This is a genomic window from bacterium, from assembly GCA_028820935.1.
Lineage (GTDB): Bacteria > Actinomycetota > Acidimicrobiia > Spongiisociales > Spongiisociaceae > Spongiisocius.
The window spans coordinates 1-20,188 of the sequence record JAPPHZ010000026.1 but is presented as its reverse complement, the minus strand read 5'-3'; the positions used below and the strand labels follow the sequence as shown (position 1 = coordinate 20,188).

Here is a 20,188-nt window from a genome sequence, read left to right as displayed (position 1 = left end):
AATGATCCTCGATCCCACCGCAGCCCCGCGGGTGCCCCGCCCAACCCATGTGGAGATCGATCTCGACCAGCTTACGGCCAACTACCGGGCTGTCGAGCGAGCAGTAACTCCGGCCGGGATGTTGCCGGTGGTGAAGGCCGGCGCCTACGGCCACGGCCTGGTGGAGGTAGCCCGGTTGTTCGAGAACTGCGGACCGACCGGGCTGGCGGTGGCGTTCCTCGAGGAAGGGGCGAAGCTTCGGGAGGCCGGAAGCGTGTGTCCCATCCTCGTGATGGGGGGACTCGACATCCCCCAGATTCCCGATTTCCTCCACTACGGCCTCACCATGACCGTCTCCTCGATACAGGCAGTGGGAGCGATCGAGGAGGCCGCCGACCGCCTGGGGACGGTTGCCAGGGTCCATGCCAAGGTGGACACCGGGATGGGCCGGATGGGGGTGCGACCCGAAGGCGCCCCCGAGTTGCTGGATGCCCTGCACCGCAGTCCGCATGTTGACGTCGAGGCCGTCTACAGCCACTTCGCAACCGCCGACGAGCCGGATCCCGCCCAGACCGTCGACCAGATGGCCACCTTCCGCCGGGTGGTCTCGTGCTTCGGTGACCGGGGCCTCCCCACCCCTACCCTCCACCTGGCCAACTCGGGCGCCGTCCTCCAGCACCCCGGCTCCTACCTCGACCTGGTGCGGCCCGGCCTCATGCTGTACGGGGTCTACCCGACCGACACCATCCCCAGGACGGTCGGGACCGAGCCGGCCCTCACGTGGAGGTCGACAGTGGTGCTCTCGAAGCCCCTCCCCTCCGGTAGCCCGGTCAGCTACGGGGCAACCTGGACCCCCGACCGCGACACCCGCATCGTGGTCGTCCCGATGGGATACGGGGACGGCTACCCCCGGCTCCTGTCCAACCGGGGGGAGGTGCTGATCAGGGGCCGGCGCCACCCCGTGGTGGGCCGGGTATGCATGGACCAGTTCATGGTCGACGCCGGACCCGATACCGACGTCCGCGTCGGCGATGAGGTGGTGATCATCGGCGCCCAGGGTGACGAGAGGATCACGGCTAACGAGTTGGCGGCCTGGGCCGAGACCATCCCCTACGAGATCCTCACCGGCATCAGCAGCCGGGTCCCCCGCCGCTACCGGGGAGGTGCCCAACAAAACGATCTCACAGTTAGGGCCCCGCCGGAGTGGCAATACGGCCACCTACCGTAGCACGACGTGCTACAGTCCCAATATGGATCAAGACATTAGCCAGCGAGAGCTACGCAACAACAGCGGGAAGGTCATGCGCGAGTTGAGAGCAGGCAAGAGCTTTGTCGTTACCAGCAACGGTACGCCTATCGGAGAACTCACACCCCTGAGCCGCCGCCGGTTCATTCCTGCCGCCGAGGCGGTGGGGTTCTTCCGTACCGCACCCGACATCGACTACGAGAGATGGCGCGCTGACCTCGATGCTATAGCCGACCAAGACCCGACACCTCTTGCCTGAGCCGACCAAGCCTTCAAGAGGTCTACTGGATACCTCAGTTCTGATCGATGTCGGCACCGTAGATCCGACCAAGCTGCCGGTTGAGGTGGCCATCAGCGCCATCACGCTCGCTGAACTCGCCGCCGGCCCGCATGCCGCTCAGGATCCGTACGAGCGCGCTCGGCGCCAAGAACACCTCCAACGAGCCGAAGCCGCCTTCAACCCGGTCCCCTTCGGCGTAACCTGCGCCCGCGCCTACGGTCGCGTTTTCGCCGCCGTGACCGCAAGTGGCAGGAAGGCCAGAGGCGCCCGAATGGTCGACCTACTGATCGCCGCAACCGCACTCGCGGAGGAACTACCCCTGTACACCAGGAACATCGGAGATTTCGTCGGCCTTGAGCACCTATTGGATGTCATCGAAATCTGACTGAGGACGACTACCTCGCCAGGGTCTCGCGCTGCAACACCTCTAGGCGACCGTTAGCTCGACCAGGAGGCCGGCGGCCAGGGCGACCACGAAGACGTAGCCTCCGAACACCGCCAGCACCTTGCGGCTGGTCAGCCGGGCCAGCATGACGAATTCGGGGACGTTGGCCCCTGCACCGGCGATGGTGAGCGCCACCACCGCGCCGATGCCGATCCCCGCCGCCCTGAGACCGTCGGCGATCGGCACGAACAACTCGGTGTTGATGTAGAAGACCGTCCCGACCGCCGCCGCGGCGGGGATGGCCGCATCCCCCGACAGGACCGGCACGCGGGCCACCGTCTCGGCGGGCAGGAAGGCGGCGATCGCCAGGCCGATCAGGACGCCCAGCGCCAGCAGGGGAAGCATGGTGCGGAGCAACGCCCGAGCCGACAGCATGGCGGGACGCCACTCCCTCCTAAACCCGCGCCACGGGCCGGTTTCGATGTCCGGATCGGGACCTCCATCCACATCCACCGGGGTCAAGGGCTTCATGAAACGGTCGAGATCGACCCGTTCGGCCAGGAGCGCCAGACCGATCGACGCCGCGAACACCACTACCAGGTAGATGATCGCGGCCGGCAGGCCCACGATGATCACCAGCGCTCCGAACAGGATCGGGTCGAGGACCGGCGCCGCCACGATGAACGCCGCGTATCCGGCCGGGCTCACGCCGGCCCGCCGGAGGGAGACCAGCACCGGGATGGCCGAATAGGTGCAGAAGGGGGTGATGAAACCGACCCCGATCCCCCGTAGGGCGGCCCCGACCGGCGAGGCGCCCATGAGCGTCCGGAAGCGCTCGTCGCCGACCCGGCGCCGCAGGAGGTTCAGCCCGAAGCTGACCCCCACGAACAGCAGGAAGAGCTCGGCGAACAGAACAAGGGCGTCACGGATCAGCGGGTGGATGGTGGGACTCCCCGCCACGAGGCCGCCATGGTGCGCCTCTCTGCTACCCGGATCTGCCGGGACGGCCGCCTAGCGCCGCTTGTAGAGCCCCATCAGGCCGGCCTTCTCGAGCGTGTTGAAGTTCAACATGAACCCGACCACCGCCGGCATGGTATCGGCATCGACGGGTAGCTCCTCCACGCCCACCGCGTGGACGGTGAAGAGGTAGCGATGGGGGTGGTCGCCCTCGGGAGGGCACGGGCCGCCGTACCCGGGCTTGCCGAAATCGGTCCGGGTCTGTAGGGCGCCGGCGGGGATTCCGGACCCGTCACCTGCGCCCGCTGCCAGTTCGGTCACGCCAGCAGGAATGTTGACCACAACCCAGTGCCAGAAACCCGAACCGGTCGGCGCATCCGGGTCGTAGCAGGTGAGGGCGTAGCTGGCGGTTCCTTCCGGAGCTCCCGACCAGGAGAGCTGCGGCGACCGGTTGCCTCCGGCGCACCCGAACCCGTACTCCTCCGCGAGGATGTGATCCGGTCCCAGATAGTCGCCGTCGTCGAAGTCGGTGGAGGTGATCTGCAACGCCATGTCGTATCTCCTTCCGATGAGCCGCTCGGTCGAGACTACCCCACCGGTGCCCGCCATGGCCTCGGGGCAGGCCGGCGGGGAAATCGGTACCCTTTCGCCGGTATGCCACCACCGGACGAGCGATCCATCGAAGAGGCACTGGCGCGGATGGACTTCCGCGCCGCCCTGGCCCGGGCCGGCCGGGCGGCGGAGGGAGACCGTGAGCGGCTCCGCCGCCTCGTCAAGGCCCGGCGGCAGGAGGCTGTCACCAGGGCGGAGCACCTGGCGGCGCGGATCCAGTCGATGGCCCGGGCCGACCACTACGAGGGCTTGTTAGGGCTGGCGAAGGACCCCGAAACAGAGCTGCTATTGGCCCTGCTGTCACAGGAGTTACGCCGGGGCGCCCAACTGCATCTCGACGGGGCCCTGCGCAGGAGGAAGCGGTTCCGGGCTGCCGCCGAGCGGCACATGAAGGTCGCCTCGGAGGCCCTGGTCCTATTCGACACAGGCACCGCTCTCAGCGAGATCGCCAAGGTGGAGATGCGGTGGCTCGATGCTGCGCAACGCGAGGAGTTGGACGCCCTGCGCGCCCAGGCAGAGAAGGTCGTCGCCGAGCGCCTCGAGCTCGAGAGCAGGACCGCCGAGGTGCTACGCGAGCACCTGTCCGAGAACCCGATCGAACCGCCGAGCCGCGGGCTCGCCAGTAGGTCCTCCCGGCGCGGCGCCCAATCGACACGGGCGGGGTGTCTGGGTTCGGTACTGCTCGTATTCGGCGCTATCGCGGCACCGGTCGGTCTTTGGATCGGTAGCTGGCCGTAGATCGGTCGATTACAGACCCTCAACGATCTTCGCGGTTCGCCATCCGCGAACCGAGTTGACCACGGCCACCTCGTCGGCCGCCATCAGGTCGGCCACCGATACCGGTCGCTCGCTCAGGGTCCCGCGATCTATGAGTTCCTCCCGGTAGGTGCCCGGCAGGCAGCCCGAGCCGATCGGCGGGGTGACCCATGCGTCGCCCATTCGCACCGCCAGATTGGCGATGGTGGTCTCGACCACCTCCCCCGTCTCGTTCACGAGCACCACATCGTCTGCGGCCGGGTGCCGGGCCGCGGCCTGCTCGTAGGCTTCCCGCCGGGTCGTCTTGTGGTAGCGCAGGTGGTCGCTCCGGTCGATCGGGTGATCATCGACGGCCAACCCCACCACCAGCGGGCCCGGAGCGAAGGGCGACGTCTCGATCGAAGCGGACCCGTCCTCCGAAACCAGCAGGCGGACCCGGAGCGGCTCGTCGCCTGACAGACCTTCGAGGAGATCGGCGATCGCCACCTCACGGAGGGTCACACCCAGGTAGCGGGCAGAGGAGCGGAGCCGGTTCAGATGGCGGTCCCGCAACCAGATTCCCCGGCCGGGCTCCCACCGCATCGTCTCGAGCAGGGTCACCGGCGTCCTGCGACGCGACAGGACCCGCGCCTTGACCATCGCCTCCTCGTACTCCCGGGCCGCGGTCGACTCGTACACCACTCCCCCGCCCACGCCGTACTCGGCCTCGCCGCTGCGCGTGTCCGCGACGAGCGTCCGGATGGCCACCGAGAACTCGGCCCTCGACCGGCCCGATCCGGGCGGCGCCAGCAACCCTATGGCGCCGCAGTAGACGCCCCGGGGGGAGGCTTCCAAGGACTCGATGATCTCCATCGTCCTGACCTTCGGAGCTCCGGTCACCGATCCGCACGGGAACATGGCTGTGAGTATGTCGAACAGGCCCACCTCGGGTCGGGTCTCGGCCACCACCGTCGAGGTCATCTGCCAGACCGTCTCCAGCCGCTCGACCTCGAACAGGCGCTCCACCTGGACGCTGCCGAACCGGGCCACCCGGCCCAGGTCGTTGCGCAGCAGGTCCACGATCATCACGTTCTCGGCCCGGTCCTTGCCCGAGGAGAGCAACCGCTCGCGGAACCGGGAATCCTCCTGTTCCCAGCGGCCCCGGGCCATGGTGCCCTTCATGGGCCGGCTCTCGATACGCCGGCCGTCCCAGCGGAAGAACAGCTCCGGGGAGGCGGAGACCAGTGTGTGGCGGCCGGTCTCCAGGAATGCGTGATAACCGCCCCCCTGGGCGCCCAGCAGGTCGGTGTAGAGCGACCGGAGGTCCCCGCCGACCCGTCCTCGCAGGCGGAAGGTGTAGTTGGTCTGGTAGGTGTCGCCGACCCTGATGAACTCCCGTATGGTGTCCACGTCGCGGCCGTAGCGGGCGTCCGAGATTTCGGGTCGCCACGGCCCGATCCGGTACTCGCCGCCCGGTCCTGTCGGCTCGGACACCGCGCCGCGGAACCCCGCGAACCAGGCCAGCGGCAGGCCGGAGGGCTGCGGCCGGACCGCCAGCCGGCCATCGAAGGCGGGGGCGGCCTCGTAGGAGACGAACCCGGCCACCCAACTGCCGGCCCGCACCTCGGACTCCGCCCGGCGAATCACTTCCGGGACATCGTCGAGGTTGTGGGCGACCCAGACCCGGTACGGGTCGACCAGCCGGAGCGGGACCAACTCCCCACGGAAGTCGTCGAACCGGGCGCTCACACCCGCCAATGCAGGATCGGGCGGCGGGCCGGGAACTTTCGGAGGGGTCACGTGTCGAAGCCTCTGGCTGGCGGCGGGGGCCACCTGGATACTCTAGAGGGTGGCCAGGTACTCCTGCCGCCAGCGCTCGGTGGTCTCACACTGGTTGAAGGTGTAGATGTGCACCCCCACGATGGCAGCTGCGGGATCGTCGGCCAGCGGAGCGAGCCCTTCGAGAAGGTCGTCCGGTGCGTACCCACCGGGTTTGATGAACTTGGTCACCAAACCCCGGTGCTTGGAGAGGAAACGCACGGACTGGCCCACCCCGATCCGGGTCGAGATCTGGATGAGCTTCAGCCGGTCGGCGACCCCCGGGATCCCGATCCGGACGGGGAGAGCGATGCCGTCCGCCCGGCAACCGGAGACGAAGTCACCGATGGCCTCGGGATCGAAACACATCTGGGTGGTCAGGTAGGCCGCGAACGGCTGCTTGTCGTGAAGAGCCTGCCACAGCTTGTCGTCCGGGATCACCGCATGTCCCTCGGGGTAGGAGGTCACCCCGATCTCGGTGAGGTGGTGGCCCAGGTCGTCCATGGCCAGGAGCAGGGAGTAGGCGTCGGGGAAGATCCCTCGCTGCGGAGCGTCCCCACCGACCACGAACACCCTGGAGATCTCCAACTCCTCCATGCGTCCCAGCAGGGCGGCGAGATGCATCTTGTCGTGGGTCATGCGCGCCGACAGGTGAGGTACGACCTGGAAGCCCCTCAGGCAGAGTTCGGCGGCCACGTCCATCGTGTCCTCGAGCGTCTTGGTGGGAGAGGCGGTTATGGACACCAGGGCGCCTTCCGGCAGCCACCGCACCTGATCGAGCACGTTCTTGAGAGGGAGAACCTCGAACTTAGGGTGTTCGAGGATGCGCCTCACCGCCGCCCTCCCGGCGCGATCGAGTCCGGAAGGACCTGTCATCTCAGACGTCCGAGTCCGGGAAGGAGGCTTTGCGCGCTGCGATCCATTCGGTCAACTCCTCGTGAACGGCTTCATCCAGGGGCGGCTGCTCGTACTCCGCCAGCATGCGTTTCCACTCGGCGTTGGCCCTGCTCACCGAGTCCAGCGACCCGTTCAGCTCCCACTGCTCGAAGCTGTCGACATCGGACTGGTCCGACACCCAGAAGGCGTCCTCGAAGTTGGCCATCGTGTGGGCGGTGCCGAGATGGTGCTGGCCGGGACCGTTGGTCAGGAGCGGTTCCATCGCCTGGCCGTTCTCGGTCAGGTCCACCCCGCCCACGAGGCGCGCCATCATCGACGCCTGGTCGGCGTCGAGGACGAACTTCTCGTACCCCATGGTCAGGCCGCCCTCGAGCCACCCGGCCGTGTGGAGAACGAAGTTGACGCCGGCAGCCAGCGCGGGCAGGAAGGTCGTGGCGCTCTCGTAGGCGGCCTGGGCGTCGGGGATCTTCGAGGCGGTCAGGTTGCCGCCAGACCGGAACGGAACCCCGAGCCTCGAGGCGAGCTGGCCGACCGCGTAGAGCACCAGGGCCGGCTCCGGGGTTCCGAAGGTGGGGGCCCCGCTCTGCATCGACATGGAGGCGGCGAAGGAGCCGAAGATGACGGGTGCCCCGGGCCGGACCAGTTGGGTGAAGGCTATGCCGGCCAGAGCCTCCGCCAGGGTCTGGGTCGCCGCCGCGGCCACCGTTACCGGAGCCATCGCGCCGGCGATGATGAACGGGGTGATGAGAGCGCACTGGTTGTTCTCCGCGAGGACCTTGGCCGACCCGAGCATGGCGTAGTCCCATGTCAGGGGGGAGTTGGCGTTGCACAGACCCATCAGCACTGTGTTGTCGCGAACGAAGTCCTCCCCGAAGACGATCTTGCAGATATCGACCGAGTCCTGGGCCCTCTCGGGCTTGGTCACCGAGGACATGAAGGGCTTGTCGTGGCACACGACGTGGGAGTAGACCATGTCGAAGTGGCGCTTGTTGACCGGCAGGTCGACCGGCTCGCAGAGGGTTCCGCCACCGTGATGGAGGGCCGGGCTCATGTGGACGAGCTTGGCGAAGTTCCTGAAGTCCTCGATGGTGGCGTAGCGACGACCGGCGTCGGCATCCCGGACGAAGGGGGAGCCGTACGCGGGAGCGAACACGATGTGGGGATCCCCGATGGTGACCGACCGGTCCGGGTTACGGGCGTGCTGGACGAACGAGGCGGGCGCGGAGCGGGTGATGATCTCCCGGCACATGCCCCGCGGGAAGCGGACCCTCGTACCCTCCACGTCGGCGCCCGCTCCGGCGTAGATCGAGAGGGCCTCGGGGAAGTTCATGATCTCGATCCCGACCTCCTCGAGGAGCGTGTCGGCATTGTGCTCGATGAGCTCCATCCCCTCCTCGGAAAGCACCTCGGTGCGGCCCACGGCGCGGGTGAGGAACGGTTGCTGGTCGATGACCCGGGCGGTTCGCATGGCCTGGCGCGCCTCCCTACCGCCTCCTCTCCTTCTCCTGCGGGCGCTCATCCCTCCTCCTCTCCACGCCATCCGACCAAGGCTTCGGACCGCCGGGCGGCGGCCCCGCTCGCTCTCCTGCGACTCCTGCGACGGCGGCCGCCGGAAGCCGGCCCGGACGACACGATGCCTGACAGGTCCACCTTACGGGCGAGATGGTCGTATGCGACGGTGGCGTGGGGTATCCCCATGGCCTCCACGAAGTGCCGCTGAAACCCGGCCGCCACCGCCGTCTCGATCTTCTCGACCTCGCCCACCAGAGCTTCGATCTCGTCCCGGGCGGATCCGCTCAGCAACGCCATCATCGCCCCGGTTCCGGCCGCGTTGCCCGCCGCTGAAACCCGATCAGGATCGCAGTCGGGGATCATCCCCAGCACCATGGCGTAAATGGGATCGATGTGGCTGCCGAAGGCACCGGCCAGCCTGATCTCGTCCACCCGGTCCACTTCCAAGCGGTCCATCAGGAGCCGGACACCGGCCTGCAGGGCTGCTTTGGCCAACTGGATGGCCCTTACGTCGTTCTGGGTGATCATTATGCAGCTACCCCGCTCCTCCGGCCCCTCGTACAGCAGGTAGGCCGCCGACCGTCCGTCAGCTACGACCCGCCCGGTGCGGCCGCCATCCTGGATGAGGCCTTCGGTCGACACCACCCCGGTGAGCACCAACTCGGCCACCGCCTCGATGATGCCCGATCCGCAGATGCCGATCACGCCGGTCTCTGCTACCGCATCCTCGAAACCCTCCTGGTCCGACCACATGTCCACGCCGATCACCATGAAGCGGGGCTCGAGCGTCCTGCGATCGATCCGCACCCGTTCGATGGCGCCCGGCGCGGCCCGCTGGCCGGAGCTGATCTCGGCACCTTCGAAGGCTGGTCCGGTCGGGCTGGAGGCCGCCAGCAACCGACCGGCGCTACCCAGAACGATCTCCGCATTGGTACCCACATCCACGAGCAGCTGGATCGCCCGGCTCCGGTGGGGACCCTCGGACAGGATGGCTCCCGCCGCATCGGCTCCGACATGGCCCGCCACGCACGGCAGCACGTAGAGCCTGGCGCCCGGATGGGCCTCCATACCGATCGTCGATGCGGTGATGCGGACCGCCCCGTCGGTGGCCAGGGCGAACGGCGCCACGCCCAGGTGGTAGGGGCTGAGGCCGAGGACCAGGTGATGCATGATCGGGTTGCCTACCAGCGCCACCTCCAGCACCGAGTCCCGGGGCTTGCCCACCTGCTCGACCAGGTCTCCGACCATCTCATCGAGGGCCGAGCGGATCGCCGAGGTGAGAACTTCCTGGCCCCCCTCGTTCATCATCACGTAGGAGACGCGGCTCATCAGGTCCTCGCCGTACCGGATCTGGGGGTTCATCACGCCCGAGGAGGCCAGCACCGCGCCGGTGGAGAGGTCGCACAGATGACCGGCAACCGTCGTGGAGCCGACATCAAACGCCACTCCGAGCGGCCCGTCATGGAAACCGGGCCACACTCCCGTGATGGTGTCCCCATCGTGAACGGCCACCGTCACCGCCCATTGGCCGGCCCGCAGGACCTCTTGCAGCACCTGGAGCACATGATGATCGACCTCCACCCCGGCGATACCCCACTGCCGCTCCAGCGCATCGAGCACCCTGGATAGGTCGGATGCCTGGCGGTGCATGTCGGGAGGCTCCACCTCCAGATAGTGAAGGCGCACCACCGGATCCACCGGGATGTCGACCACCTCCGCCCGCTTGCGCACCACCTGGCGGCGCACCTGGCTGTAGGGGGGGACGTCGATGACCGCGTCGTCCTGGAGACGGGCCGCGCAGGCCAGGCGGTGACCGGCGCGGAGCGGGCGGCGACCCCGGTAACCCAGTTCCTGGGCCTCGGGAAGGGAGAGCCGGTGACCGCCGGAGTCTATGCCCTCGGCGGCGGAGCTGCCCAGAGTCACCTGGCAGCGCCCGCACAGCCCGCGCCCGCCGCACACGGAGTCCACATCGACCCCGAGACCGCGGGCTGCATCCAGCACCGTGGTACCCGGCTCGACCTTGCCCCGCCTTCCGGAGGGAGTGAACACCACCTGTACGGTCCCGGCAGCCATGGATCGGACCTATGGAGTGGGGGCGGGACGGCGCCGACCGCTGCGCCGGCGGGCGCGGGTGCGACCTCCGTCGGAGGGTTGCCGGAAGGCCCGGATCCACCTGGCGCAGTCCCGGTCGTTTCCCATGAGCACGTCCGCCGCCTTTACGGCCTGCGATATGTCCGGCTCGAGGGGGTTGGTGATGGCCGAGGTGAGGCCGTTGGCGATGGCCATGGTCAGGAAGGCGCTGTTGATGCCGTGCCGGTTTGGCAGACCGAAGCTGATGTTGGACGCCCCGCAGGTGGAGTTGACCCCCAGCTCGTCCCGGAGCCGATGCAGGATGTCGAACACCTGCTTACCCGCGTACCGGAGCGCGCCCACCGGCATCACGAGCGGATCCACCACCACGTCCTCGGGCGGGATCCCGAAACGGGCGGCCCGGTCCACGATCTTGGCCGCCACCTGGAAGCGCACCTCCGGATCCTCGGAGATGCCGGTCTCGTCGTTCGAGATGGCCACCACTGCCGCCCCGTACTCGGCCACTAGGGGCAGGACCCGCTCGAGACGCTCCTCCTCTCCGGTGACCGAGTTGACCAGGGCCTTACCCTCGTAGACGGACAGACCGGCTTCGAGCGCCTCCACGATGGATGAATCGATGGAGATGGGGACATCGACCAGCGACTGGACCAGCTGGATCGCTTCGGCGAGGATGGCGGGCTCGTCCGCGAGCGGAATACCTGCGTTGACATCCAGCATGTGGGCCCCGGCCGCCACTTGCGCCAGGGCGTCAGCCTCAACCCGGCTGTAGTCCCCCACCTTCATCTCGGCGGCCAGCAGTTTGCGGCCGGTGGGGTTGATCCGCTCCCCGATCACCACGAAGGGCCGGTCCGGGCCGATGACCACCTCGCGGGTGGCTGAGCTGACCACGGTACGGATCATGCCGGCTCTCCGGCGGGCAGGGTCTCCTCCAGGCCGCCGTTGGACGCGATGCGCCGGACGCGGTCCTTCGTGTATTCCCTCTCGATCCGGGCGGCGGCGGCTTTGGCCTCGGCCTCGACCTCCTGCCCGCAGGGCTCCGAGGTACGGCGCCACTCCTCGATGTACTGGTCGTAGGTCTTCTTCCCGGCCACCATCGCGGCCCGGTCGATCGCCCTCTGGAACCGGGGCGGTAGCTCGACCGCCATCTTGTTCCGGCCTGACCGGGCCGTGACCTGGGCCGGGATGTCACGCCAGTAGATGACGGTCAGCTCGGACCGGGAACGCTGGTTTCGGGAGACACCCCGGCGGCTGGTCATGACCGGCTCCGGCCGGCGCGATGCGCCATCATGACAAAGCGGCGGGCCAGGAGACGAAGGTCTCCAGACTCGTTGCCAGCTCGCCCAATCCCACCGGCTGGTGCTGGTACTCGAGCCCCAGCCTGCGGGCGGCCTCCTCGGCCTTCGTGCGCAGTTCCGGACGGTCGAACTGGGCCAGGTACACCAGCTTGCGGTAGTTCCCGAAGTACATGTCGCGAAGCTGCGGGTAGCGGTCGAGCCCCAGGAACTGCCACACGAGGCGATCGAAGTGCCTGGTCAGGAAGTCGGTCAGGTAGAAGGTGCCCAACTCCGCTGCGTGAAGATCGTGGAACACGGGCGAGGTGGCATAGAACTCGTAGCAGTGGGCGCCGGGGAGGCGCTCCACGTTCTCCCACTTCTCCAGGAGCGCATCCAGATGGCCTCCGGTTCCGCAGTCGGCGTATCCGATCAGCACGCGGTCGTATCGAGCCGCATCCGAGCGCAGACGGGCCTCCAACTCCGGCACGATCTGGTCGGGCGTGTTGTGGAGGCGGGCCGGTAGGCAGGCGAGCGACACATGGTCCCAGCCGTTGAGCCTGATGGAGTAGAGGATCTCCGAGGCGAGCGCCCCGCAGGCCAGTACCAGCAACCGGGGCGGCCGGATCGGTTCGCGCGCTCCCGGCCCGGTCCCGTTCGAGATCCGGTGGCGGGCCACCAATTCAGACCTGCTCGCTCATGAGGATCCGCTTCCTTGCCACCAGGTCCTTGGCGGTCTCGGCGGCCACCGCGGCGTCCCGGCAGTAGGCGTCGGCGCCCACGGCCAGGCCGAACTCCTCGTTGAGGGGAGCGCCACCCACCATGACGATGTAGTCCTCCCGCATGCCGCGGTTGGACAGGGTGTCGATCACCACCTTCATGTAGGGCATGGTGGTGGTGAGCAAGGCCGACATGCCGAGGATGTCGGGCTGGTGCTCCAGTATGGCGTCGATGAACTCATCCACGTCGGTGTTGATGCCCAGGTCGATGACCTCGAACCCGGCGCCCTCCATCATCATGGCCACCAGGTTCTTGCCGATGTCGTGGATGTCCCCTTTGACCGTCCCGATGACCACCTTCCCGACCGTCTCGGCGCCGGTCTCCGCCAGGAGGGGCCTCAACACGGCCATCCCGGCCTTCATGGCGTTGGCCGCCATCAACACCTCGGGGACGAACAGGATGCCGTCCCGGAAGTCGATACCGACGATGCGCATCCCCTCGACCAGAGCATCGTTCAGGACCTCCGGTGCGGACCAGCCTCGCTCCAGGAGAATCCGGGTTCCGTCGTAGATCTCCTCGGCGAGGCCGTCATAGAGATCGTCATGCATCTGCTCGACGAGCTCGTCGTCGGGAAGCGTGCGGAGGTCGAGATCTTCGTCGAACATGTCCATGAGAGCAGGTAAAACCCCTCCCCCGACAACGGGAGCCGACAGGTGTTTGTCCCATGATGCGGAACAGTCCTACATCGTGGAACAGCATACCCGAAAATCGAGGTCGGCAAGCTACATAGTCCTGGTTTCTGTACCACCGGCCACTTCGACGAAAAACTTACAACTAACTACCCATGGCCTCCATGTACCAGGCCTTGATCGCGGCCACGGTGTGCTCGCTGTTGAGTCCCATCTCGGGATCGATGACCAGCGGTCCGGGGCGATAACCCCGGCTCGAAAGACCACCCTGCACCGACCGCATCAGGGCCAGGTCCTCCGCCACCGTCGTGCGGGCGTCCTCGTCAGCCACCTGCCGGACGGTTGGTGAGTCCTCGCCGTCAAGGCTGAACCACTCGCGGAAGAAGGGAGTCCGATCCACCGACTCGGGCCGCCAGCAGAAGGTATTGAGAACCGGGCCCGGGTAGATCTGGAAGGAGAAGAGCGGCCACAGGTAGAAGGCGCGGTAGTCGGCGGCGTGGGGCGAGGCCTCGTGGTCGATCTCGTAATACTGCTCGGGAGAACTCTCGGCGCGGTGCTGGAGGGATTGTCCGACAGGCCGGATCGTGTAGGTCTTCGGGAGGACCACTCCCCTGGAGAAGGATGGATGCGCGGTCCGGCAGTGGTAGCACTCGTTGTAGTTCTCGATCGCCACCTTCCAGTTCGACTCGGCGGTGAACCAGCGGCGCTCGATCGGCCTCATCCGTCCGATGGAGGGAAGGAACTCGCGGATCGCCTCTCGAACGCCGGGATAGAGGGCCTCCATGGGAGGCGCATCGCCGTCCAGGTTCACGAAGAGGAAGCCCCACAGGTCCTCCGTCGCAACCTCGGTCAGGCATATTCCATCCGGATCGAATCCGGGACGTCCTTCGGCGTGGGGGGCATGGTCGAGGCGCCCGTCCAAGCGGTAGGTCCACGCGTGATAGGGGCAGACCAGCTTCGGGCGGACGCCGCTGCCCTGTACCAGGCGATGGCCGCGGTGCATGCAGACGTTGTAGAAGGTGCGGATCGCCCCCTCGCGGTCGCTGACCGTGAAGAGCGGCTCCCCGGCGACCTCGAACGTGATGTAGCTCCCCGGCCTGCCGAGCTCCGACCTATGGCAGGCATACTGCCAGGTGGACGACAGCAGGCTGCGCTGCTCGCGGTCGAACAGGTCCTCATCCAGGTACACGGACGGATCCATGACCCGCTGGGGTCGGGTGTAGGCGGAGCTCTCAGTGGTTCCCACGGTCCGGCTTCCAGTAGACACCGAGATCGTATCGGCGTTGATGCATGAGGTCTACGGCCGCCACCACGTCCGGTGGGGCGTCGGCCACGATGAACGACACCAGCGTCTCGAGGGCGGCGGCCGCCGCCAGGGTGGAGGGGAAGAACTGCGGTGTGTCGCTCGGAGCGAGGATCAGATGGTCGGCGCCCACCGCGATGGGAGAGCCGTGGCTGTCCGTGATCGCAACCACCCGGGCGCCCTGCCGCCGGGCGGCGCCGGTCGCCTCCACCACTTCCACCCGGTAGGGGGCGAAGGTCATGGCGATCACCACGTCTGCATGCCCCGCTTTGACGATGCCGTCCATCGGCACGTTCCCGCCACCCGGAACCGCCACCACGTTGTCCAGGGCCATCCCGGCCAGGTAGGCGAAGTTGTGGGCCAGGGCGTAGTTGGCGCCCACACCGATGACGTAAGTACGCCGGGAACTGACGATGTGGTCGGCGATCGCCTGCATCTCCGCAGCAGAGGTGCCGGTGAACATCCGCTCCAGGTTCCGTAGCGTGACCGCGGCTATCTCCCCATACAGGGCCGGGAGCCTCTCGCCCGACGACATCAACTGCAGCGACATGGCCCGGGCGTGAAACGGGCTGCGGCTCCTCAACTCGTTGCGGAAACGCTCGCGGAAGTCGTCGAAGCCCTCGAATCCCACCACGCGCGCCATGCGCACCAGGGTGTTGGGATGCACCTCGGCCAGTTCCGCCAGCTCCCGCACCGTGGCAAACCCGACCTCGTCGGGATGGTCGAGCACGAAGGCAGTCGCCTTGCGGACCTGTGGAGCCATGTCCCCGATCGCCGCGCTCATATGCTCGAGCAACGGGTCGAGCCCGGCGGCCGTGTCTGGTACAGTTGTACGGTTCATGATCTTCTCTCATACAAGCGTACCAGACCGGAGCCTCACGGCACGTTCTCACCCGCGGTGTTCCCCCCTCCCGCATACCTGTCCCGGTGCGACCGCTCCTCGTCGGGGCCATGCGTGAACTCTGACGCCCGGGCCATCATTATCGGAGGGGGGATCATGGGCACATCGCTCCTCTACCACCTGGCCGTCGAGGGTTGGAACGACTGCCTGCTGCTCGAGAAGGGCGAACTGGCCTCCGGATCCACGTGGCACGCCGCCGGCCAGATCACCCATTCGACCTCCAGTTACGGCTTGGCATGGATGACCGGGTACGGAACCCGCAAGTACGCCGGTCTGGAGGCGGAGACCGGCCGGCCGGTCAGCTGGCACCAGCCCGGATCGCTGCGGCTCGCTGTCCGGGAAGATGAACTGGACTGGTTGCGCTACACGGTCTCGGTGGGCCGTGGGGTGGGAAACCGCATGGAGTTGATCGACCCGGAACGGATCGCCGAACTCCATCCCTTCTGCAATCTCGACGGCGTGCTCGGGGCCCTCCATACACCGGATGACGGTCATGTCGATCCCGCCGGCGCCGTGTTCGCTTTCGCAGAGGGAGCCCGGCAGAGAGGAGCCACCATCAGGCGTAACACCAGGGTTACCGGCACGGTGGCCCTGCCGGACGGCCGCTGGAGGGTGGACACCGAGGTCGGATCGTATGTGTGCGACCAGGTGGTCAACGCCGCCGGCACGTACGCGCGCCAGGTGGCGGCCTGGGCCGGGCCGGCCGTAGACCTGCCGGTCATCCCCATGACCCACCAGTACTTCGTGACCGAGGAGGTGCCGGCCTTCGCCGACCTGGACGAGGAACTGCCGGTCCTGCGCGAGGACACCCACGTGTCGGGATACATCAGGATGGAGAGGCGGGCCGGCCTCATCGGTATCTACGAGAAGGCGGATCCGCGCTCGGTGTGGGAGGACGGCACTCCCTGGGAGGCGGACCATCACCTGTTCCCTCCCGACTACGACCGGGTGGCGCCCTGGCTCGAGGCCGCCTTCGAGCGGGTACCGGTCCTGGCGGACGCCGGGATCGTGAAGGAGGTCCACGGAGCGATCACCCATCCGCCCGACGGCAACATGCTGATCGGCCCCGCACCGGGCCTCACCAACTACTGGTACTGCACCGGGGTGCAGGTCGGCATCTCGTGGGGTCCGGGCGCTACCCGCCAACTCGCCACCTGGATGGTGCGGGGCGCCCCCACCATCAACCTGCGCGCCTTCGAGCCCTCCCGGTTCGGCCTCTTCGCCACGCCGGCCTACAACCGGACCAAAGCCCACGAGGACTACCTGCTGCGCCACGAGGTTCCGTTTCCCGACCTCGACCGCCCCGCCGGACGCCCGCACCAGACCTCCACCGTGCATGACAGGATGGCTCGGCGGGGCGCCGTGTTCGAGGAGGTCTTCGGGTGGGAACGGCCCCGGTGGTTCTCCCCCGAAGGATCCCCGGCCCGGCATCATCACTCCTTCCGGAGGGCTCGTTGGTTCGGGCCGGTTGCCGCGGAGGTGAAGGCGGTGAGGGAACGGGCCGGAGTGGCCGACCTGACTGCTTTCTCCAAGTTCGAGGTATCGGGCGCGGATTCGGCCGCATTCCTGGACCGCCTCACGCCAGGCCACCTGCCTGAGCTGGGCCGGATCGGCCTGGTGTACATGCTCACCGAACACGGGATGGTCGAGGCCGAGTTCACCGCTGCCCGCCTCGCCGATGATCGCTTCTACCTGGTGGGCGCCGCAGCCGGCGAACTCCGGTTCCTCGACTGGATGGGCTCCCACGTTCTCGACGGCAGGCGGGGACGCGGGCTCGGACCCCGTGGACCGGAACGAGTGCGCATCACCAACCGCTCCCGCGAACTGGGCGTGCTGGGAGTGGCAGGACCCCGCAGTCGCGATGTGCTGCAACCGCTCACCAATGCCGACCTTTCCAACGCCGGCGGGGGGTGGCTGTCGGCGCGCTCCATGGAGATCGCCGGGGCACGGGCCCTCGCGCTCCGGTTGTCCTTCACAGGGGAACTCGGATGGGAACTCCATGTGGCGATGGAGGACCTGCCGGTCGCGTTCGACGCGGTGACCCGGTCAGGCGCGGGCCACGGCTTGGGGGCGTTCGGATCCCTGGCCCTCAACTCCATGCGCATGGAGAAGGCCTACCGGGTCTCGGGCGACATGACCCAGGAGGTGACCGCCTACGAGGCCGGGCTGATGAGGTTCGTCGATCCCGCCAAGCGGGGCTACGTCGGTCATGAGGCCTTGGCCGCCAACATACGCAGCCCGCGATGGAAGCTAGCTTTGCTGGACGTGGACGTAACGGATGCGGATCCGCTCGGCGGGGAGGGCGTCTTCATGAGGAACCGGAGGGTCGGGGTGGTGACCACCACCGGCTACGGACACACCACGGGCCGCAGCCTGGCCTGGGCGTACGTGGATCCCGGGCTCGACGTTCCGGGAACCGACCTCGAGGTGCTGGTGCTGGGCACCCCGACTCCGGCGAGCGTCCTGCCCGGTCCTGTCTGGGATCCGGACGCGGTCAGGCCTCGCCGATGAATCCCCGGGACCGACCCGCGACCGACCCGGCCCGCGCCGAGGCGCTCCTGCCCGGCGGAGCGCTGGGTGCCAATGCGAACGTGGTGGGGCCTCGTTTCACCGTGGCGTCCGCGTCGGGCGCCCACATAACCGACACGGACGGCAACCGCTACCTGGACTACGTGATGGGCGCGGGGGCGCTCATCCTGGGGCACCAGCATCCTGCCGTGGTGGATGCCGTCGTCAGCCAGGCCGGTCGGACCATGCACCAGTACGGAGCCCTGACCGACGTGGCGATCGAACTGGCCGCTCAACTGGTGGACGCGATTCCGTGCGCCGAGCGCATAGTCTTCGCCACCACCGGCTCGGAGGCCACGGCCTACTCGCTGCGGATGGCCAGGGCTGTCACCGGCCGCGACCTGATCGTCAAATTCGAGGGCGGGTTCCACGGCAACCACGACTACGCGGGTATCGCGGTCGCCGCCCCGACCGCGGCCGACTACCCGACCGGCAAACCGTTCACCGCCGGAACCCCGGGTGCGGTAAGGGATACCGTGATGGTGGTCCCGTACAACGACCTGGAGGCTCTCGATCGGCTGGTCACCCCGGTAGCGGACCGGGTCGCGGGGATCATCGCCGAGCCGGTCCAGCGCATCATCCGGCCCCTGCCCGGGTTTCTCGAAGGGCTGCGGAGCTTCTGTGACCGCCACGGGCTGCTGCTGATCTTCGACGAGGTGGTAACCGGCTTCCGCCTGTCCTACGGCGGCGCGCAGGGCTACTTCGGCGTGACGCCCGACCTGGCGGCTTTCGGCAAGATCATCGGAGGAGGCGGGACGCTGTCATGCGTTGCCGGCCGGGCGGACGTGGTTGACCGGACCAACCCCCGCCTCAAGGGGACTCCTCGCTACGTGTACACGTCGGGGACCTTCCACGGCAATCCCCTGGCGGCGGCGGCCGGGCTGGCCACCCTCGAAGTACTCCGCCGACCGGGCTTCTACGAAGACCTGGCGGATCGGACCCGGCGCCTGTCAAGCCGGCTGACCCAGGTGCTCGCCGAACACGGCCGCCCGGCCCTGGTGGCGACAGCCGGCTCCCTCTGGCAGATCCTCCACATCGACCGACAACCGGAACGCTACGCCGACCTGCTGGCCTCCGACCAGGCCGCCAACCTCCGACTCGACCGGGCGCTGCTCGCCAACGGGATCAACGTGATACCCGGACTGCGACGCTTCGTCAGCCCGGCCCACTCGGATGACCACTTCGAGACGACCGCCCAGGCCCTGGACCGCGCCTGCCGTGAACCGGCTGCCGGCCAAGGCAGGGCCGTGCCGGGAACCGGGAGCTCCGGATGACTCCCGAGTGCGAAGCCTCCCGTCCCGGGCCGCCTCCGGGTGCGGTCCCGACCGCTGCTCACCCTCCTGATCGGATGAGCAAAGCCCGCGCCGGATAGATAGAATCGTTCCGTATCGTAAGAAGGTTCCGCATCGTGGAACCGGAAGGGCCGGGGAAGGCAGAGGAGGCACGAAATGAGCGACTTCCCGTCCAGTGCCCAGGTGGTAGTGATCGGCGCCGGAATCGTCGGGAACTCCGTGGTCAAGCACCTCGCCGCGCTCGGCTGGCGCGATATCGTCCAGCTCGACAAGGGCCCCCTCCCCAACCCGGGAGGTTCCACCGGCCATGCCTCCAACTTCATCTACCCGGTGGACCACAACAAGGAGATGGCCCACCTCACCCTCGACAGCCAGGAACAGTACGAGGAGATGGGTGTGAGTGTCACCTCGGGAGGTCTGGAGGTCGCCAGGACGGAAGCCCGCTTGCACGAACTGAACCGCCGCATGACCTCGGCCAAGTCCTGGGACATCGACAGCCGGCTGGTGACCCGGGAGGAGATCGAGGAGCTCGTACCTTTCATCGACGTCGACGTGGTCCTGGGTGGCTGGTTCTCGCCCTCCGTGTCCGTGGTGGACTCGTTGCGGGCAGGAACCCTCATGCGGGAGTACGCCCAGCAACTGGGCGCCCTGTCGGTACATCCCGTGACCGAGGTCCTGGACATCGAGACGGATCGGGGCCGGATCAGCGCGGTGGTCACCAACAAGGGAAGGATCGCCTGCGAGTACGTGGTGATCGCGTGTGGCGTCTGGTCTCCCCGCCTGGCACGGATGGCGGGCGCCTCCATCCCCCTGACTCCCGCCGTCCACCAGATGATCGACGTCGGCCCGCTCGAGATCCTGTCGGCCACGAACAGCGAGATCGGCTACCCGATCGTCCGGGACATGGACACGTTCTGCTACGAGCGCCAGAC

20 protein-coding genes are annotated in these 20,188 nt (G+C 67.8%); 7 read left to right on the top strand and 13 right to left on the bottom strand.

Translation table 11 applies throughout. The annotated features are described in order from the left end of the window. Nucleotide 1 precedes the first annotated feature (1 nt). The 3 genes from alr to OXM57_05480 are packed head-to-tail and all read left to right on the top strand — an operon-like array spanning nt 2 to nt 1,890. On the top strand, nt 2-1,207 hold the full coding sequence (alr, locus tag OXM57_05490) for an alanine racemase (protein MDE0352123.1): 1,206 nt from the start codon (nt 2-4) through the stop codon (nt 1,205-1,207). Nucleotides 1,208-1,229: 22 nt separating this feature from the next. Then, on the top strand, nt 1,230-1,484 hold the full coding sequence (locus tag OXM57_05485; GenBank protein MDE0352122.1) for a type II toxin-antitoxin system prevent-host-death family antitoxin: 255 nt from the start codon (nt 1,230-1,232) through the stop codon (nt 1,482-1,484). Continuing rightward, entirely contained in the window at nt 1,477-1,890 is a 414-nt protein-coding gene (locus OXM57_05480; protein MDE0352121.1) for a type II toxin-antitoxin system VapC family toxin, read from the top strand. Before OXM57_05485 ends, OXM57_05480 begins: the two co-directional genes overlap by 8 nt. A gap of 42 nt (nt 1,891-1,932) precedes the next feature. On the opposite strand, the gene OXM57_05475 is transcribed toward OXM57_05480, so the two are convergent. After that, entirely contained in the window at nt 1,933-2,850 is a 918-nt protein-coding gene (locus OXM57_05475) for a permease (GenBank protein ID MDE0352120.1), read from the bottom strand. Between the two features lie 51 nt (nt 2,851-2,901). Beyond that, entirely contained in the window at nt 2,902-3,399 is a 498-nt protein-coding gene (locus OXM57_05470; GenBank protein MDE0352119.1) for a YbhB/YbcL family Raf kinase inhibitor-like protein, read from the bottom strand. A gap of 102 nt (nt 3,400-3,501) precedes the next feature. Between OXM57_05470 and OXM57_05465 the strand changes: the two genes are divergently transcribed. Further along, complete coding sequence (locus tag OXM57_05465) at nt 3,502-4,197, top strand: hypothetical protein (protein MDE0352118.1); 696 nt, start codon at nt 3,502-3,504, stop codon at nt 4,195-4,197. A 9-nt stretch (nt 4,198-4,206) separates the two neighbouring features. Here OXM57_05465 and pabB read toward each other — a convergent pair whose 3' ends face one another. From pabB to OXM57_05410, 11 genes are all read right to left on the bottom strand, one after another. Beyond that, a complete protein-coding gene (gene pabB / locus OXM57_05460) occupies nt 4,207-5,994 on the bottom strand; it encodes an aminodeoxychorismate synthase component I (protein ID MDE0352117.1) in 1,788 nt (595 codons plus the stop codon). Nucleotides 5,995-6,036: 42 nt separating this feature from the next. Further along, nucleotides 6,037-6,888 carry a methylenetetrahydrofolate reductase gene (locus tag OXM57_05455; GenBank protein ID MDE0352116.1) on the bottom strand — a complete coding sequence of 284 codons (852 nt, stop codon included), beginning with the start codon at nt 6,886-6,888 and terminating at the stop codon, nt 6,037-6,039. 1 nt (nt 6,889) lies between these two features. After that, a complete protein-coding gene (locus OXM57_05450) occupies nt 6,890-8,428 on the bottom strand; it encodes a trimethylamine methyltransferase family protein (GenBank protein MDE0352115.1) in 1,539 nt (512 codons plus the stop codon). Continuing rightward, nucleotides 8,425-10,494: an ASKHA domain-containing protein gene (locus OXM57_05445; GenBank protein MDE0352114.1), complete on the bottom strand. Its 2,070-nt coding sequence runs from the start codon at nt 10,492-10,494 to the stop codon at nt 8,425-8,427. Before OXM57_05445 ends, OXM57_05450 begins: the two co-directional genes overlap by 4 nt. 9 nt (nt 10,495-10,503) lie before the next feature. Further along, entirely contained in the window at nt 10,504-11,412 is a 909-nt protein-coding gene (locus tag OXM57_05440; GenBank protein ID MDE0352113.1) for a dihydropteroate synthase, read from the bottom strand. Further along, complete coding sequence (locus OXM57_05435; protein ID MDE0352112.1) at nt 11,409-11,768, bottom strand: virulence factor; 360 nt, start codon at nt 11,766-11,768, stop codon at nt 11,409-11,411. Before OXM57_05435 ends, OXM57_05440 begins: the two co-directional genes overlap by 4 nt. A 28-nt stretch (nt 11,769-11,796) precedes the next feature. Further along, nucleotides 11,797-12,462 carry a DUF1638 domain-containing protein gene (locus tag OXM57_05430; protein MDE0352111.1) on the bottom strand — a complete coding sequence of 222 codons (666 nt, stop codon included), beginning with the start codon at nt 12,460-12,462 and terminating at the stop codon, nt 11,797-11,799. A 4-nt stretch (nt 12,463-12,466) separates the two neighbouring features. Then, entirely contained in the window at nt 12,467-13,168 is a 702-nt protein-coding gene (locus OXM57_05425; GenBank protein ID MDE0352110.1) for a B12-binding domain-containing protein, read from the bottom strand. Between the two features lie 169 nt (nt 13,169-13,337). Continuing rightward, entirely contained in the window at nt 13,338-14,438 is a 1,101-nt protein-coding gene (locus OXM57_05420) for an aromatic ring-hydroxylating dioxygenase subunit alpha (protein MDE0352109.1), read from the bottom strand. After that, entirely contained in the window at nt 14,425-15,336 is a 912-nt protein-coding gene (locus OXM57_05415) for a MurR/RpiR family transcriptional regulator (protein ID MDE0352108.1), read from the bottom strand. Before OXM57_05415 ends, OXM57_05420 begins: the two co-directional genes overlap by 14 nt. A 35-nt stretch (nt 15,337-15,371) precedes the next feature. Beyond that, nucleotides 15,372-15,494, bottom strand: a complete 123-nt coding sequence (locus OXM57_05410) for a hypothetical protein (GenBank protein MDE0352107.1) — start codon at nt 15,492-15,494, stop codon at nt 15,372-15,374. On the opposite strand from OXM57_05410, the gene OXM57_05405 reads away from it, so the two are divergent. From OXM57_05405 to OXM57_05395, 3 genes are all read left to right on the top strand, one after another. Next, nucleotides 15,493-17,907 carry an FAD-dependent oxidoreductase gene (locus tag OXM57_05405; GenBank protein MDE0352106.1) on the top strand — a complete coding sequence of 805 codons (2,415 nt, stop codon included), beginning with the start codon at nt 15,493-15,495 and terminating at the stop codon, nt 17,905-17,907. The two genes, OXM57_05410 and OXM57_05405, sit on opposite strands and share 2 nt — an antisense overlap. Next, on the top strand, nt 17,904-19,238 hold the full coding sequence (locus OXM57_05400; GenBank protein ID MDE0352105.1) for an aminotransferase class III-fold pyridoxal phosphate-dependent enzyme: 1,335 nt from the start codon (nt 17,904-17,906) through the stop codon (nt 19,236-19,238). Before OXM57_05405 ends, OXM57_05400 begins: the two co-directional genes overlap by 4 nt. 174 nt (nt 19,239-19,412) lie before the next feature. Next, the coding region (locus OXM57_05395; protein ID MDE0352104.1) for an FAD-binding oxidoreductase at nt 19,413-20,188 on the top strand (776 nt) is incomplete at its 3' end.